Origin of the sequence: Lactobacillus porci (genome assembly GCF_009695985.1) — a bacterium.
In the GTDB taxonomy this organism is placed as follows: Bacteria; Bacillota; Bacilli; order Lactobacillales; family Lactobacillaceae; genus Lactobacillus; species Lactobacillus absianus.
Window position 1 is genome coordinate 1 of record NZ_VUMX01000035.1, and the last position, 14,281, is coordinate 14,281.

Below are 14,281 nucleotides of genomic sequence, written 5' to 3' on the forward strand. Positions count from 1 at the left end.
AAGATTCACCAACGCTTTCATTTCTCGCCTTCCGAAGTACATGCAAGAGGCTATATCGCCATCACTAGCAGCTTAATTGAATATTTACTGGCTAAACTATTGAGTTTTCAAGGCTTCATAGTTTTTTGATGTGGGAAGTTTAAGTGCCTAAGTTATGAACAGCAATGAGCACATGACTTGACGCGCATCAGTAAGAAATATTATAGAGAAGAAAAAAGCTACATTATCTCACATCAACACAGAGTGAGTTAATGTAGCTATTTGTTTGCAAAAAAATTAGTCGTCCCTTAGCTTCCGGCCGACGGTGCTTTTGGACATGCCGGTCAGAATTGCCATCTCCCGGATAGTGAAATTACCTTTTTGCAGATCGTGAAGTTCTAGTGAGTGGCCGGTTACGCTTTGGTAGATATTAATTGGATTCAATCATCGCTTGAGCCTTCTGCTTGCAAGCGTTACCCGCCGAGTATATACTCAGTGTATACGAAAGAAGAGAGGGGGAACAAAAATGCTATCAAATACAGTCAAAGCAAGACAGGTTGGAAATTCTAAAGTATTTACAATTCCGAAAGATATTGTTGCAGACGCTGAGGAATACAGCGTATATAAGGGAAGAGATGGAGTTATTGTTTACATTCCTGAAAGTTCAAACCCATTCAATGATCCAGATTGGGATAAGAAATTTACTGATTGCAAACAAGAAGAAGCATTTGGAGGATTGAATGTCGATGACGACGATGAATGGTAGCCAGAGCGCGTACATCCCAGACCGACAGGATATAATCTGGATTGATTTTGATCCTTCTTTGGGTAAAGAAATTCGAAAAAGACGCCCAGCTGTTGTTCTAAGTTCAAAGAAGTACAGTAAGGTTTCTGGTCTAACGATAGTAGCACCGATAACACATGCGTCTAACAACCAACTTAGGCAGCTTTTTCTACCAGTTCAGATGAAAAGCATAGACGGTTACGTGAACACCTTGCAGTTCTACACATTAGATTATAGAAAGCGGAATGCTGAGTATGTTGGAATGTTACCAACAGCAACATTTGCCATGGCTCAACAACGAATCGTAAGCTTAATTACTAAGTAATTCGGTTCGTGGGTGAAAAACGTTAGCATTTTGCTAACGTTTTTTGCTACTTGACAAGAATGGCTAAAACTGAGGTTCATCGGGTTTTCGATTAGTTTTTGCATCCCTAGATTAATGCGGGTCTATGACCTTCTGGCTGTTGTCAATTTGAACAGATTCACGAACAAGTTCAAAGACGGCGCAGACAGATTTTGTGGGTAAAAATCAGTAGGAATATCTACTATTTTTTGGACTTCATAGTTCTTTTTGGTGTGGGAAGTTTAAGTAAGTTAGAAATATTCCACGACATGTCATGTGTGTATCTGGATTTCTTGGTTGCAAATCATCGAATGATTTCTTTGAGGCATCTAGATATACTGACAAAATTCTGTCATTACAGCCTAGCCATCTTTTGATATATGGAAAGGCCCGTCAACATGATAAATTGGTTGATGAGCAACTGGATATGATGGGAGTTGACTACCGTTATTATGAAGATTTTCATTCTAAGTGTCATAGAGGAGCAGCATAATGAGTGATTCAAAGTCGACGTATTCAGAAGTTTCAAAATATTACGTTAATGTCACTGTACCGCAAAATGATATTGATCGGCGTCGGTATGTTAGAAGCAAAGATCGGGAAAAGAAGTGGAACCAGGATTGGCTTAAGAACAAAGTCAATGTTAATGAGGTTGTAGATCGCTTTGTACCTAAAGGAGATCCAAAGAGGTCATTTCACACAGAGGGTGGAGTGAAATTTGATTTCGAGGGTACCAGATATAAAATCAAATGTGATAAGGTAGCCGGCTACTTGCGTATTTTTGACAAAAAGACCAAAAAATTCTGCAAATTAGACGGAACACCGTCCAAATATGAAAAAGAGACACACTTTAAAATTAAAAAGAGAGGAGAGATGTAATATGTGGTTATCAGTTGCGTTAGATGATCGTGCGTTAAAGTACGATGACGAATACAAGATACACATTGTTGACGGTGAGCCGTCGGTTGAGTATTACTTTGATGAAAAGACTGCCCAGGCCTTGGAAGATGATGGCTTCTTGGTTGAGATGTGGGATAAGTTCGATGCCATGTTTGACTGGGGCGATTATGACTTCTTTGAGCCCGACAAGTGTGTTGGCTTCCGTCAGTGGTTGCTTGACCGGATGAAGCGGCCAATGAATGATACGGTCCGTCCAGTGTACGAGAAAATGCTGGAGTATGCTAATCTGGCGATTAAGTGCAATACCGGCATTGCCTTTGACTTTTAGGAGGCATCAGTGAAGAAGTCATACTCTCTGCTTACGATACATTTAGACCGGATGCCGATGCCGGCTAAACCACTTTGCTTAGTGTCTAGCGAAACCGTGTCTGATGTTTTAGAGTTAGGTTCTGCATACTGTCTGTTTGATTATCCGGTTTGTCGAAGGAAACTTTCTGCTTCAAAAATGTTGCAGACAGAAAGTTTGCTGAAACTGAGGAATTTGGTTGAAGTTCAGCCGGAATGTACAAACTTAGTTGTTGAGCTGGATCTTAACTGCTATTCAGAGATCATGAATTTGCTCTTTTTCAAGCGTTGCGTCCAAGCTATACAGTACTTAAAGACAGAATTTCCCGTCTTGACATTTTGGTTAGCTTGTCCTCACGAGGACATGAAAATGTGGTCGGATGTAATGGAACAGTTACTTTCGAAGCCATGATTTTTAGTTTTCTGTCTAAAGACTTGTGTAAATAGCCAGTAAAATTAAGTCAATATGCTGCAATTGACCATAATCGATGCAATCAAAGCGCAATGATTAGCAGAATCGTTGCAATTAAAGCGCGACGATTAGCAGAAATCGATGCAATCGAAACGCGATGATTAGCGGAATCGTTGCAATTAAAGTGCGACGATTAGCGGAAATCGATGCAATCGAAATGCAATGATTAGCAGCAGCCGTTTGAGCCGCCTTTTGCGCAAGCTGACTGACCGGCATTTGCTGACTAAGGTTGGCGCTGGTCGAGGGACCAAGTATTACCGTTAATTTTTTTCATGAACAAAGCTCTGACTGCTTTAGTAACAATCAGAGCTTTGTTTGTTTCTAAAATTAATTAGTGTTTGAGCTGTGGATGCCAGAAGTGGATCAAATGGCTGAAAGATAAACCAGGACGAAAAAAACATGACCCCGATTGAATATCGGAGTCATGTTTTAATTCGTTCCAATTTTTGGAGTCTGTGCCTGATCAGAAAATTAGAAGGTCCCCTTCAGGATGTAGCGGCCCTTGTTGATCCGGTAGCAAGTCTTCTTGCCGATCTTGCGGGCGCCGCCGTAAACGGCAACTGATGACCCCTTCTTCAGGGCGGCCACTTTCTTGACCTTCTTGCCCTTTGAGTTGTAGATGGTTGCCTTCTTCTTCAGGGTGTAGCGGGCACCGTCAATGTTGCTTACGCGCAGGTACTGGTTAGTGGCGATCTTGTAGAAAGTCTTCTTGCCGATCTTAACGATTCCGCCAAGCACGTAAACGTAAGTGTAGGCCTTCTTGTACTTCTTGGTCCGCTTGCCGGCTGAAGTGTAGACGTAAGACTTGGACATGATGAGCTTCTTGGTCTTGGCTACAGGAGCTTGGGCAACGGCGGCCTGTGATGAAGAGCTGCTTGAGCTGGTGCTCGTTGACTTCTTGCTTGAAGAGGTTGCGGCTGAGGTGATTGACAGCGGCAGGAGGGAAATGTTGCCGTCGACGTTCAGGCCGCGCCAGTTTTCAGTAAACTGCCAGATCAAAACCCCATTCATTGAAGGGAAGTTGGCGAAGTTTGGCGTGTCAATCCGGCCAGCGCTGGCGTAAGAAGCAACCCACAGTGAGTTAGGGTACTTCTTGACAACCCTGTTGGTGTTAATGTTGCTGTTGAGCAGGTAGGCGCCGGAGTAAAGCAAAGGTTGGAAGCCGGCGGCCTTGACCTTGTCCATGAAGGCGATGATGGCGCTGGTGTTGGAACTCTTGCTGCCGGAAGTGTAGTTGGCGCTGCTGGTTTCCCAGTCGCAGACCAGGTATGAGCCGCTAGGCACCTTTACAGCCTTGGCGCTGGAGATAGCGTAGTTGGCTTCGCTCTTGGCTCTGGATGAGTTGTTGCTGAAGTTGGCGAAGTGGTAGGCCATTGGCATCAAGCCGTTGGATTTGGCGCTGGCAACTTGGGACTTGGCGTTTGGGTTGCGGTAGCCGATGCCTTCGCTGACCTTGACGATCGCGAATTGGGCGCCGGCCTTTTGGTAAGATGACAGGTTGGTTGATTGGTAGCTGGAGACGTCAACCCCGTATGACCGGCTCTTGACGCTGGTCTTGGCAGCCGCGCTGGCTGAGCCGGCGAACAGGGTGACAGCCGCCGCAGCGGCTGTCAGGACTCCAACGAATTTGCTAGACTTGAATTTCATTGACACAGATGCTCCCGATAATTTAGATTTTCGATTATAAATTTTGGTCGTATTTAAATTCCTTCTGCTTTTGCAGATCGCAATTTTCATTATAGGAGAGTAATGTTACAAAAATTTAACACAATGTTTTCTAACTGGTTAAAAAACGCGGTGTAAGCGCTGTTTTGTAAAACGTGGCCAATTTCCGCCTTGAAAAAAGACACTTTCTGAAGATCATCTTGAGCAAATCATTGGTCAAAAAAGCTTTTTTCTTGTAAACTGGCCTCTTGTGAATCAAAGACGGCTGTCTAAATACAAGGCATAATTTTGCCGAAGACGGCATTAACGTAATGAAAGAAGGCATGTGGATGAAGATTAGAAAGGCAAACGCGGCGGATTTTGACAAGGTGATGGAAATTCTCCAGGACGGGCGCGCCCAGCTGGCGGAGCGCGGAATCGACCAATGGCAGGGCGACTACCCGAACCCGGACCATGTCAAGGAAGATATTGCCAATGGCTACGCTTATCTGGCCAAGGCTGACGACGGCGAAACGGTGGGCACCTTATCCATCATTCCGGCGCCAGACCACTGCTATGACCAGCTGGACGGGGCGTGGCAGATCGATACTGACCAATACGTGACCGTGCACCGGGTCGCCATCCACTCCGACCACACCGGCCACGGCTATGCTTCCCAGCTCTACCGGGCCGTGATCGACTACTTCCAAAGCGGCTTGAGCGACATTAAGTCCGTCCGCGTCGACACCCACGAGGATAATCTGCCAATGCAGCACCTGATCCAGAAGTCCGGCTTCAAGCGGGTGGGGACCCTTCACGGCGTCTACCGGCCAAACGAGACCAGCTACGTCTATGAATTAGTGACGGCCTAAGCAGCTGTTAAAAAAGAGCTAAGCATTTCTTTACCAAAACGCTAGAAAGTGGTCATCATTTGTTCACGAGTGACCGGTATGATTATCAGCATAGATCGAAGCCAAGCTTCAATCTATAAACCTTGAAATTGAATTTGATAGACTTCATAATTAGATAATTTCCAGATTTTTTCTTATTACACACTTTTCCCTTAAAACACAACACGACATTACGAAGAAGGCAGCCTTCCCCTGGGCTGTCTTTTTCGTGGTCGTGCATGACCAAAAGTTAGTCAATAACCATTCGCGAATACAAACTTTGCTCATAAATAATTCTTTTTAAAAAGTTCACACTTTGTTCACAAATAGCGAGTAAAATTTGTTCTTGTAGACCGGAATCCAAAAGCCAGTCTATAACATCCAAATTTCTTTTATTTTTCTTTCCTCAATGTAGAGATACATTGAATTTTATACATACACAACACATTCCTAACCAAATCAGCTGTTTCGCTTGAAACAGCTGATTTTTTTGTTTGCTGAAAAAGCATGGTATACTTTTTAATAAATCTGAAAATAGCATTATTATTTTTCACTTTAATTTATTTCTCATAGTCTTTATAATATGAGTTACGGCTACAATTGTGGTCGAAAGGGGGAGCAAGGTGAAATCAGTCTTAATCAGTCAAGACCTGTCCTGCGTCGGACAAGTATCCATGGCCGTGGCCCTACCGGTTCTGGGAGCCGCGGGCCTGCGGACGGCGGCTTTGCCGACGGCACTTTTGTCCACGCACACCGGCGGTTTTGGGGCCAATACCTACCGGGACCTGTCGCCGGAAATTCCGGGGATCATGGACCACTGGGCCAGCCAGGACATCAGTTTTGACGCGGTCTACCTGGGCTATTTGGGGCAAGAGGCTCTGGATGTCTGGCTGACTGAGCTGCCTAAGCTTGCCGGCCGGCTGATCCTGCTGGATCCGGCCATGGCGGACCATGGCAAGCTGTATCGCGGCTTTGACGCGGGCTATGTGGCCAGAATGGGAGAACTGGCCCAACACGCGGCGCTTTTGACGCCAAATTTGACTGAAGCCTTGCTGCTCCTGGGTCAGCCAGTCGAGAAACATGAGCGGATCGACCGCAAGGAGGCCTTTGAAATCGTGTCCTTGCTGCAAGCCAAGTTTGACCTGGACCAGGTCGTCTTGACCGGGGTGCCGGTCGGCACGGCTGAGATCGGGATCTTTGGCTTCAGCCGCGGGGATGGCTTCTGGGATTCCGTGCAGGCAAGGGTGCCTGGCAGCTATTTTGGCACCGGCGACTTGTTCGCCAGTGCCCTGATGGCTGGCCTGATGCACGGCTTTCATCTGCAGCAGGCCGCGGAAACGGCCGGCGCCTTTGTCGCCAAGTCCATCGCGAAAACCGCGCCAGACCAGGATCCGCGCTTTGGTCCCAATTACGCCGCGGCTCTGCCATGGCTGCTTGGCCAATTTTTGGAAAAATGAAAAATGTGTGGTTTGAAGCGTGTTAGAGGAGGACTTTTACCATGAGAGATGAAGAAAACTCACTTAGGGCCTGGATTACGACCGGGCTCTTCGCGGCAATTATCTATTTAGGCATTTGGGTGCTGCGGATTCCGCTCCCAGCCGTCGTTGGGAAGCCATTTATCCACTTCGGCAACACCCTGACCGCCGTGGCCATCTTGTACCTGGGCTTTAGAAACGGCATGCTGGCCGGGATCATCGGCCTGGGCGGCTTTGACATCTTGAACGGCTACGCTGCTACCAGCTGGCTGACCATGCTGGAAGTAGTCGTGGTTGCCGCCGTCTTGTCAGCGGTCTTCAAGGCCTTCAAGTACGAAGACACGCCAAAGAACATCATTATTTTGGCCATCATCGCCGGCGTGACCAAGATCTTTACTTCTTATGCCACGACCTTCATTGAAGGGCTGATGGCTGGGATGGCCATTAAGGCGGACTTTATCGGGTCATTTGCCAGCATGTTGCCGACGGTGATCAACTCCTGCTCAACGGCAATCTGCACTCCAATCCTGTACTTTGCCCTGGCAGACGCTTCAAAGCGCATCTTAAAGCGGGCGCGCTAAACAGCATTATTTTTGCAAAAGAAAAAGGAACGACTCATGCAAGTCGTTCCTTTTTTGCTTTAATCCGCGAAAAGCAGGTCGTACATCCGCGGCGTCAATGGCTGGCGCAGCTTCAGGTCCAGGCCCACGGCCGGCTTCTTTGCGCCCAAAAGCTCCTCTTTAGCAGAGCCAGGGACGATCGCGGCCTCGCCTAAGTAGTAGAACTGCTTGCCATAAGCGTCGCTGCGCTTGACGAAGACTAAGACCTGGGTTGCCTGCCGCCCTATGGCAACGCCGGAGAGAAGTTCCTGGACTTCCGCGGAATCCAGGTGTCTGGGTGAGCGGGTGTACCAGCGCAAGGTCTGGCCGTCGGACAATTGGTTGTCATAAACGGCGCTGCGGCGCCGTTTTTTATTGTCTTCACTAATTTCTTCTTTTTTATAGGTGATAAAAATGGGACAGACCTGGTTCGTGATCCGGTAGCCATACATGGGCCGACTGACGTCAAGCGGCCAGTTGAGCAGGCGGCAGACGTCCTTGCGGTCGTATTGGCGGTAAAGGGTGAACTGGCGGCTGGCGTCGTAGTTTTTGGCCAAAAACAGGCCGGTCGCGATCGCGTCAGCGGCGAGGCGGCGAAATGCCGGACTGGGATCCAGAAGCTTGGGATTCAGGCAATAGTCAGCGTTATTTTCAAAGTCAACGATGGGCTCGCCGCCATATTGGTCCTTGACCGTGGTCTTGCCAGATTTCACGTTAAAGAAGTCCAGGGAGAGGACGGAGGCCAAAGACTTCCGCAAATCGCTGCTGTCGTAGAAGCCCAGCGCTTGCCAGCGCTTCTGCAAGGCTTTGCCGGCAACGCGGGCTTCTTTGCCTCGCGCGGCCAAAGCGAAGAGCTCCTTGAGCAGGTCCAGTTCATGCGGCCGCTTGCCCGTGGCCAGCTCGCGGGTGATAAAGGAGAGGACCTGGCTCTCATAGCTGGACATGGGACAGGCTTCGCCCATTTTTTCCAAAAAAGCGCCGTAGTGCTTGAGGCTTTTGTTCTCGATAAACAGCAGGGGAGAGACTTTCCCGCCGCGGGCAAAGTCCATGAGCAGGGGAACCCGGCCCAGCTCCTGCTGGCGCTCTAGGTAGGCCTCCTTGAGCTCTTTTAGGGCATCCAGCTTGACCTTGTCCAGGGAACGCAGGATTTCCTCGCTGGCGATCCGGCTGAAGCTGACCGTGCTTAGGCCCGCGAAGTCGGGGCGGCTTAGCTGCTGGCGCAGCTGGTCCTTGGAGATCTTTTGCCCGGCTAAGGCCAGGGGAATCAGGTAGTTGTGCTGGTAGTTGCCGATGAAGTCAATCACGGTGACGAAGGTCTGCCCTGGAAAAAGGCGCAGCCCCCGTCCCAGCTGCTGGATGAAGACGGTGCTTGACTGGGTGCTTCGCAGCATCACGATCTGGTTTAGCGAGGGAATGTCGATGCCTTCATTAAAAAGGTCAACGGTCACCAGGTATTCCAGCTGGCCCTGTTCAAGGGCTTGGACGGCGTCTTGGCGCGCTGCTTGCGAGTCCTGGTTGGTCAAGGACCTGGCGGGGTGGCCCTGCTGGCTGAAGCTTTGGGCCAGCGCGCGGGCTTCTTCCTGCCGGCTGGCAAAGACCAGGCCCCGGGGCTGGTCGCCGTCATAGCCATAGTAGTCCAGCTCCTTGAGGATGTAGTCAACGCGCTCGCTGGCTCCCAGCCAGCGCAGGGAGCTGGCGTCAGTGGACGTGATGCCGTCTTTTTCATAGTCACGGATGCCGATGTAGTGGAAGGGCGTGAGCATTTTTTCCGCTAAAGCATCGCGCAGGCGGACTTCATAGGCCAGGTTGTAGTCAAAAAGCTGGTAGATGTCCTGCTGGTCCATCCGCTCCGGGGTCGCCGTCAGTCCCAGCCAGAAGTCAGGCTGGAAGTGGCCCATGAGCCGCTGATAGCTGGGGGCCGCGGCCCGGTGGGCTTCATCGATCAGGATGTAGTCAAAGGCGTCCTTGGGCATGGCTTGCAAAAAGCGGTCCCGCGCCGCGCTTTGCACCGTGGCAAAGAGGTATTTGGCGGCGGGATCAGCCCGCTGGCCGCCAGACAGAAGGGCGTAGTCGCTGGCTGGCCCGCCGATGATCTGCTTGAAGGAGGCCAGGGCCTTTTTGGCGATCTGCTCCCGGTGGACCAGGTAGAGGAAGCGTCTCGGCTGGTAAGCCTGGACCGCGAAGGCAGCCAAGTAGGTCTTGCCCGTGCCAGTCGCGGAAACGACCAAGGCCCGGTGCTGGCCGCTTTTGACCAGCTGGTCCAGAGCCGCTAGCGCTTCGGTTTGCATGTGGTTGGGCTTGATGGAACTTGAAGCGTGTTTCACGTGTAACATGTGCTGCTGGCCAGGCTGCCAGCCCAGTTCATAGTCTTTGATCCAAGCTTCGGTCAGCGGCTGGCCGTCTCGCGCCAAGCGGTTGAATTCGGCTTTTAGCCTGCTGGTCAAGCCGGCCTGGTCCTTGGAACTGATCCGCAGGCACCATTCCTGGTTGGCGAGCAGGGCGGACCGGGTAAAGTTGGCGGAACCAATCACCGCGGTTTGGAAGCCATCATGGTCAAACAAGTAGCCTTTGGCGTGGAGCGGCCCTGGGGTGACTTTGACGGTCAGGTTCTTAATCTTCAGGAGCTCGCGGAAGACGCGGGGGGTGTTGAAATTCAAGTAGGTCCCAGTGACCAAGGTTCCAGAGATCCCCGCTTGGGCCAGGTCTTCCATGATCAGCTTAAAAGGAGCCAGCATGTCGGCGGAAATAAAGGCGACTGTCCAGGCAAAGCCGCGGCAGTCGGCCAATTGCCGCTTCAATTCTTGCCAGATGGTTTCCTGCTGGCTGTTGGTCAAAAGGCGTGGCCCAAGGAAATTATTGGCCGGGTACTGGGAGTCAGCAAGGCCGGCGAGGACCGCGTTGGTAAGTGCATCATTCATTTTTTCGCGTCTTTCTATTTCTTAGATCTTGTCCTTTATGATAGCAAAGGCAGCGAAAAGTTACACGTGAAACAAACACGGGCGGTTCTTTTAAAACCGGTCTTGGCCGATTTGTAGTAAAATTTAGATAAATCAGTTGAAAAGAGGGCTGAAGATGAAAAAAAGCAACCCATCCAAGCACATTGAGCGGCCAAGCCGGCCAGCCTACGTGACTGACGTGACCATGACGATTGACGAATACACCCGCATGGCCATGAAGGTAACCGAGAAGAGCCGGCGCTTGATTATCGCCATCGCGGAAACTATCTGGATTCTCCTTGGGGTCGCTGCCTTCGTGCTGAAGCAGTACTCAATCACCGTCTTTTTGGGCGTGACGATCATTGCCTACCCGCTATTGATCGACTACCTGTACAAGCGCAAGCTGAAGAAGACTTTCGCGGCCATGCCAGCGGGCCAGAATGAGCACATCCGCTACGAGTTCTATCCGGATCACGTTCTGCTACTGACCAACCATGGGGACGGAAGCTACAAGTATTCCGACTTCATCAAGATGTTGGAGACCAAAGACGAGATCGTTCTGCTGCTCAGCCGCAACCAGGGCCTCTTGATCCTCAAGGAAAACTGCAGTCAGGAGCTGCTGGACTTCCTGCGGGGAAAGTTTCCCAAGTAGCCGGTGTTTCACGTGTAACTTTTTGCCAGGAAAGTTGGAAATTCCTGGCAGGGGCTAGTAACATTAGAAAACGAATGAAAGTGGAGGATAATTGACGTGAAGTTCTCACATAAATTGAGTGATGCTTTGCATTTGCTGTCGTATATCGTGATCTGCCATGACGGGGACCTGTCCAGCCGGCGGATCGCAAGCAGCATCCGCACCAACCCAAGCACTGTCCGCAGTCTGATGACCGACCTGCGCAAGGCCGGTTTGCTGAAGACCCAGCAGGGGAGCGCTGAGCCGGAACTGGCCAAGGATCCCAAGGACATCAGCATGTATGACGTCTTCCGTGCCGTGGACATGGAGCACAACCTGCTTCACGTCGACAAGGACACTGAGCCCCGCTGCATCGTCGGCGGCAACATCCAGGACACCTTGGCTGACGCCTATGCGGAAGTTCAGGCAGCTGCCAATGCCAAGATGCGTGAGATCAGTCTGCAAGACATCGTTGACGGAATCTTACAGGCGGAAGCGGAAAGACCAGACAAACGAGCGTAAGTTTAAAATAAGCGGCCGGAGTAGCCGCTTATTTTTTTGCTAAAACATGTCGCTTTTCGAAATACATGTGTTAGAATGGCTGTAAATTAGAAACTAACAAGCAATGAAGACGGAGGAATAAACATGAAGTACGCGATTTCCGCGGCGACTGGCAAATTGGGTCAGACAGCCGTTAGAACTTTGGTTGATGAAGTTGGTGCAGAAAACGTGGTGGCGATCGTCCGCGACGGTGAAAAGGGGAAGAAGCTTCTGCCGGCAGGCGTAGAGATCCGCGTGGCAGACTACGGTGATGAAGCCGCCTTGGTCAAGGCCTTGGCCGGCATCGACAAGCTGCTGTTCATTTCTTCTCAGCCAGGCGGGGCAATTTCTAGAGACAACCAGCACAAGAACATGGTTGAAGCCGTGAAGGCGGCGGGCGTTGGCTATGTAGCCTACACCAGTTTCCCGATGGCTGACAAGAGCAACAACTGGCTGGCCGCTGACCACCAGCTGACGGAAAAGCTCATCAAGGAAAGCGGCGTTAAGCACTCATTTTTGCGCAACAACTGGTACTTGGAAAATGAGCTGACCTTCTTGGCGCCAGGTCCGGCAAGCCAGGTCTACTGGGCCAACAATTATGCCGGCTGGGCCTTGGAAAGAGAATACGCTGCCGCTGCTGCCAAGGTTCTGGCCAGTGAAAATCCAAAGGAAGTCTACGAATTTGCTGGTCCAAAGCGCGACTACAAGGACCTTGCCCAAGAACTGGGCAAGGCAACTGGCCAAGAGGTCACGGTCAAGCAGGTCAGCCAAGAAGAATACGTGAAGCTGCTCGAGGGCATGGGCTTGAGCCATGACGTGGCAGCCATGTATGCCAGCTTCCAGCAGCCGATTGACGATGGCTCATTGACTGAAGAAAGCAGCGACTTGGAAGAAGTCTTGGGCGGCTTGACTCCGCTGGACCAGGCAATCAAGGAAGTTCTTGGCCGGTAATTTTTTAGAATAGAAGCACGTGCAGACGCTCGGTCCGCGCGTGCTTTTTTGAATGAGAAAGAGGGACTTTTTTTCAAGAGATGGGCTATTTTTTAGGAAAAAGCACGTATAATAGAAAGAAACGTCAGATCCTAAAAAATGGAGGTATTGAACATGCCATTTGTACATATTGAATTGTTGGAAGGCCGCACTCCAGAACAACTGGAAAAGATGATGAAGGACGTAACCCGTGTCATCTCAGAAGACACTGGTGCTCCGCAAGAACACATCTCAGTCATCGTTAACCAATTGGGCGAACGTCAACTCGCTCAAGGCGGTGAATGGAGAACTCCAGCTAAGTAGTCTTAGCTCAAAGCAAATGCCTGTCGCGTGAAGCGGCAGGCATTTTTTATAAAAAATTTTTGTTGTTACATTTCAAGTGAAAAGTGCAATATCTAAAGACTTTCCAACCTTATGGCAGATCTTAAAATGTTGATTTACAGGGCTTTTGTCCCTCCGACTTGTCAGTGGATTTTCCTAGCATGTTTCGGTTATATTTGTTCCATGAAACCCGCAAGCGCTTTACACAGCGCCAGCTGCTGGCAAACGAGGAGGAAAAAATGATCGAAAACGGACGCCTAGTGAAGGCAAGCAATGTTTTAGTAAAAGAATTCAGTCGGGAAGAAGCAGGAAAAATGAACGTTAAACGCTACTGCCTTTTAGCGCAACTGTCACGGCCGACTTTCTATGCCTATTATGGCAGTTTGCCACAATTGGTTACGGAACTGTTGGTCAAGCAGCTTGAAGTCAATTTCGTTCCAGAACATGGTGGCTATAATTCCGGACTAAACCAGCTTCTGCTCTACATGTCAGCCAATCGCAACTACTTCCTGCACGCGATTTCTTTTATTAAAGACGTTCAGTGCCGGCAAACTGGCCGAAAGAAAGGAGAGGAGTTTGCTATTATGCTTCCTGATAAGGTCCGCGAAGCAATTTTGCGAGTAACGCGCAATTATGTGGCTGAGCATTCTAAAACTGGTGATTACTCTAACAAGATGGTCCGCAACGCTGCTGACTTGATTTACGCCACCTTATACGAATGGATTAATCATGGAATGCGTGATGATCAGTCTGAAATAGTTGACCGTTGTCAAATCGCCGTCCAAATTATTGAAGACCAAATTCGGAAGACCGCTGTCGGCAAATGAACAAGCAAGCTTGTCAGAAATGGATTAAAAAGAGGGAAAGCGGGAATTGTTGTGTTAAGAAAAGAAAAAACAAAAAATTTCAGAAAAAATCACGGCATTTTCAAACAAATTCCGAACTATCAGGAGAGAATATAGTAATGATGCCGACTTAACTTTATGAAAGTATGGAAAGAAAAGAAGACTGCTGTCACAACGCGGCCGTGCGTTCACTTGCTAAACCGAATGAAAATGTAAATTTGACGTAACGAAAAAGTCTAGTATACTAATATTTGTTGTCGCGCGAGACACGAAGTTCTCACGGAGGCACGAAAAAATAAATCAAAAAACTTGTTGACAAATTCTTAACAAGCGAGTAAGATGTAAAACGTTGCGTCGCCGAAAGGCAGGCAACAAGTTGGTACTTTGAAAACTGAACAAAGTTTCGCAGTGTGCGGGTTCGAGTTTACTTGAATCCAAACAAATAAGCGAAGTCAATTCGCAAGCAATAATCTGGAGCAGATTAAAAAGAGCTCATTTTCAAAATGAGAGTTTGATCCTGGCTCAGGACGAACGCTGGCGGCGTGCCT

Annotated in this window: 16 protein-coding genes; 13 read left to right on the forward strand and 3 right to left on the reverse strand. The window is 49.3% G+C overall.

All coding sequences use genetic code 11. The features are described from left to right. Nucleotides 1–276 precede the first annotated feature (276 nt). Nucleotides 277–423, reverse strand: coding sequence for a hypothetical protein (locus FYJ62_RS09255; RefSeq protein WP_154549400.1), 147 nt, complete (start codon nt 421–423; stop codon nt 277–279). A gap of 82 nt (nt 424–505) precedes the next feature. On the opposite strand from FYJ62_RS09255, the gene FYJ62_RS09260 reads away from it, so the two are divergent. The 5 genes from FYJ62_RS09260 to FYJ62_RS09280 all read left to right on the forward strand — a co-directional run bounded on the left by FYJ62_RS09260 (nt 506) and on the right by FYJ62_RS09280 (nt 2,763). Beyond that, entirely contained in the window at nt 506–745 is a 240-nt protein-coding gene (locus FYJ62_RS09260; protein ID WP_195837424.1) for an antitoxin of toxin-antitoxin stability system, read from the forward strand. Further along, nucleotides 726–1,088 (forward strand): type II toxin-antitoxin system PemK/MazF family toxin, encoded by a 363-nt coding sequence (locus FYJ62_RS09265; RefSeq protein ID WP_154549401.1) that lies wholly within the window; start codon nt 726–728, stop codon nt 1,086–1,088. The genes FYJ62_RS09260 and FYJ62_RS09265 overlap by 20 nt, the downstream gene beginning before the upstream one ends. 510 nt (nt 1,089–1,598) lie before the next feature. After that, on the forward strand, nt 1,599–1,985 hold the full coding sequence (locus FYJ62_RS09270) for a hypothetical protein (RefSeq protein WP_154549402.1): 387 nt from the start codon (nt 1,599–1,601) through the stop codon (nt 1,983–1,985). Between the two features lies 1 nt (nt 1,986). Beyond that, entirely contained in the window at nt 1,987–2,334 is a 348-nt protein-coding gene (locus FYJ62_RS09275; RefSeq protein ID WP_008461530.1) for a hypothetical protein, read from the forward strand. Between the two features lie 9 nt (nt 2,335–2,343). Further along, nucleotides 2,344–2,763: a hypothetical protein gene (locus FYJ62_RS09280; protein WP_154549403.1), complete on the forward strand. Its 420-nt coding sequence runs from the start codon at nt 2,344–2,346 to the stop codon at nt 2,761–2,763. A 531-nt stretch (nt 2,764–3,294) separates the two neighbouring features. Here the strand turns inward: FYJ62_RS09280 and FYJ62_RS09285 are convergent. Next, nucleotides 3,295–4,470 (reverse strand): GH25 family lysozyme, encoded by a 1,176-nt coding sequence (locus FYJ62_RS09285; protein WP_154549404.1) that lies wholly within the window; start codon nt 4,468–4,470, stop codon nt 3,295–3,297. A gap of 347 nt (nt 4,471–4,817) precedes the next feature. Here FYJ62_RS09285 and FYJ62_RS09290 point away from each other — a divergent pair, with 347 nt between their 5' ends. From FYJ62_RS09290 to FYJ62_RS09300, 3 genes are all read left to right on the forward strand, one after another. Next, nucleotides 4,818–5,339: a GNAT family N-acetyltransferase gene (locus tag FYJ62_RS09290; RefSeq protein WP_154549405.1), complete on the forward strand. Its 522-nt coding sequence runs from the start codon at nt 4,818–4,820 to the stop codon at nt 5,337–5,339. 641 nt (nt 5,340–5,980) lie between these two features. Continuing rightward, on the forward strand, nt 5,981–6,814 hold the full coding sequence (locus tag FYJ62_RS09295; RefSeq protein WP_326832031.1) for a PfkB family carbohydrate kinase: 834 nt from the start codon (nt 5,981–5,983) through the stop codon (nt 6,812–6,814). Nucleotides 6,815–6,855: 41 nt separating this feature from the next. After that, the gene (locus FYJ62_RS09300; protein ID WP_154549406.1) at nt 6,856–7,413 is read left to right on the forward strand and encodes an ECF transporter S component; all 558 of its coding nucleotides are present in this window, start codon (nt 6,856–6,858) and stop codon (nt 7,411–7,413) included. A gap of 59 nt (nt 7,414–7,472) precedes the next feature. On the opposite strand, the gene FYJ62_RS09305 is transcribed toward FYJ62_RS09300, so the two are convergent. Further along, the gene (locus FYJ62_RS09305; protein WP_154549407.1) at nt 7,473–10,349 is read right to left on the reverse strand and encodes a DEAD/DEAH box helicase; all 2,877 of its coding nucleotides are present in this window, start codon (nt 10,347–10,349) and stop codon (nt 7,473–7,475) included. Between the two features lie 154 nt (nt 10,350–10,503). Between FYJ62_RS09305 and FYJ62_RS09310 the strand changes: the two genes are divergently transcribed. The 5 genes from FYJ62_RS09310 (at nt 10,504) to FYJ62_RS09330 (ending at nt 13,715) form a co-directional block, all read left to right on the forward strand. Next, nucleotides 10,504–11,019, forward strand: coding sequence for a YcxB family protein (locus tag FYJ62_RS09310; RefSeq protein WP_229771893.1), 516 nt, complete (start codon nt 10,504–10,506; stop codon nt 11,017–11,019). Between the two features lie 96 nt (nt 11,020–11,115). Then, the gene (locus tag FYJ62_RS09315; RefSeq protein ID WP_302188386.1) at nt 11,116–11,559 is read left to right on the forward strand and encodes an Rrf2 family transcriptional regulator; all 444 of its coding nucleotides are present in this window, start codon (nt 11,116–11,118) and stop codon (nt 11,557–11,559) included. Nucleotides 11,560–11,682: 123 nt separating this feature from the next. Further along, on the forward strand, nt 11,683–12,528 hold the full coding sequence (locus FYJ62_RS09320; RefSeq protein ID WP_154549408.1) for an NAD(P)H-binding protein: 846 nt from the start codon (nt 11,683–11,685) through the stop codon (nt 12,526–12,528). Nucleotides 12,529–12,681: 153 nt separating this feature from the next. Continuing rightward, complete coding sequence (locus tag FYJ62_RS09325) at nt 12,682–12,870, forward strand: 2-hydroxymuconate tautomerase (RefSeq protein ID WP_154549409.1); 189 nt, start codon at nt 12,682–12,684, stop codon at nt 12,868–12,870. A gap of 257 nt (nt 12,871–13,127) precedes the next feature. Beyond that, entirely contained in the window at nt 13,128–13,715 is a 588-nt protein-coding gene (locus tag FYJ62_RS09330) for a hypothetical protein (protein WP_154549410.1), read from the forward strand. The last annotated feature ends 566 nt before the right edge of the window (nt 13,716–14,281 follow it).

Excerpts from the sequence above, each read along its gene's own strand:
- FYJ62_RS09265 (WP_154549401.1), top strand. The coding sequence starts at position 726 with ATGACGACGATGAATGGTAGCCAGAGCGCGTACATCCCAGACCGACAG.
- FYJ62_RS09275 (WP_008461530.1), top strand. The coding sequence starts at position 1,987 with ATGTGGTTATCAGTTGCGTTAGATGATCGTGCGTTAAAGTACGATGAC.
- FYJ62_RS09260 (WP_195837424.1), top strand. The coding sequence starts at position 506 with ATGCTATCAAATACAGTCAAAGCAAGACAGGTTGGAAATTCTAAAGTA.
- FYJ62_RS09325 (WP_154549409.1), top strand. The coding sequence starts at position 12,682 with ATGCCATTTGTACATATTGAATTGTTGGAAGGCCGCACTCCAGAACAA.
- FYJ62_RS09330 (WP_154549410.1), top strand. The coding sequence starts at position 13,128 with ATGATCGAAAACGGACGCCTAGTGAAGGCAAGCAATGTTTTAGTAAAA.
- FYJ62_RS09300 (WP_154549406.1), top strand. The coding sequence starts at position 6,856 with ATGAGAGATGAAGAAAACTCACTTAGGGCCTGGATTACGACCGGGCTC.
- FYJ62_RS09290 (WP_154549405.1), top strand. The coding sequence starts at position 4,818 with ATGAAGATTAGAAAGGCAAACGCGGCGGATTTTGACAAGGTGATGGAA.
- FYJ62_RS09320 (WP_154549408.1), top strand. The coding sequence starts at position 11,683 with ATGAAGTACGCGATTTCCGCGGCGACTGGCAAATTGGGTCAGACAGCC.
- FYJ62_RS09285 (WP_154549404.1), bottom strand. The coding sequence starts at position 4,470 with ATGAAATTCAAGTCTAGCAAATTCGTTGGAGTCCTGACAGCCGCTGCG.
- FYJ62_RS09305 (WP_154549407.1), bottom strand. The coding sequence starts at position 10,349 with ATGAATGATGCACTTACCAACGCGGTCCTCGCCGGCCTTGCTGACTCC.
- FYJ62_RS09270 (WP_154549402.1), top strand. The coding sequence starts at position 1,599 with ATGAGTGATTCAAAGTCGACGTATTCAGAAGTTTCAAAATATTACGTT.
- FYJ62_RS09310 (WP_229771893.1), top strand. The coding sequence starts at position 10,504 with ATGAAAAAAAGCAACCCATCCAAGCACATTGAGCGGCCAAGCCGGCCA.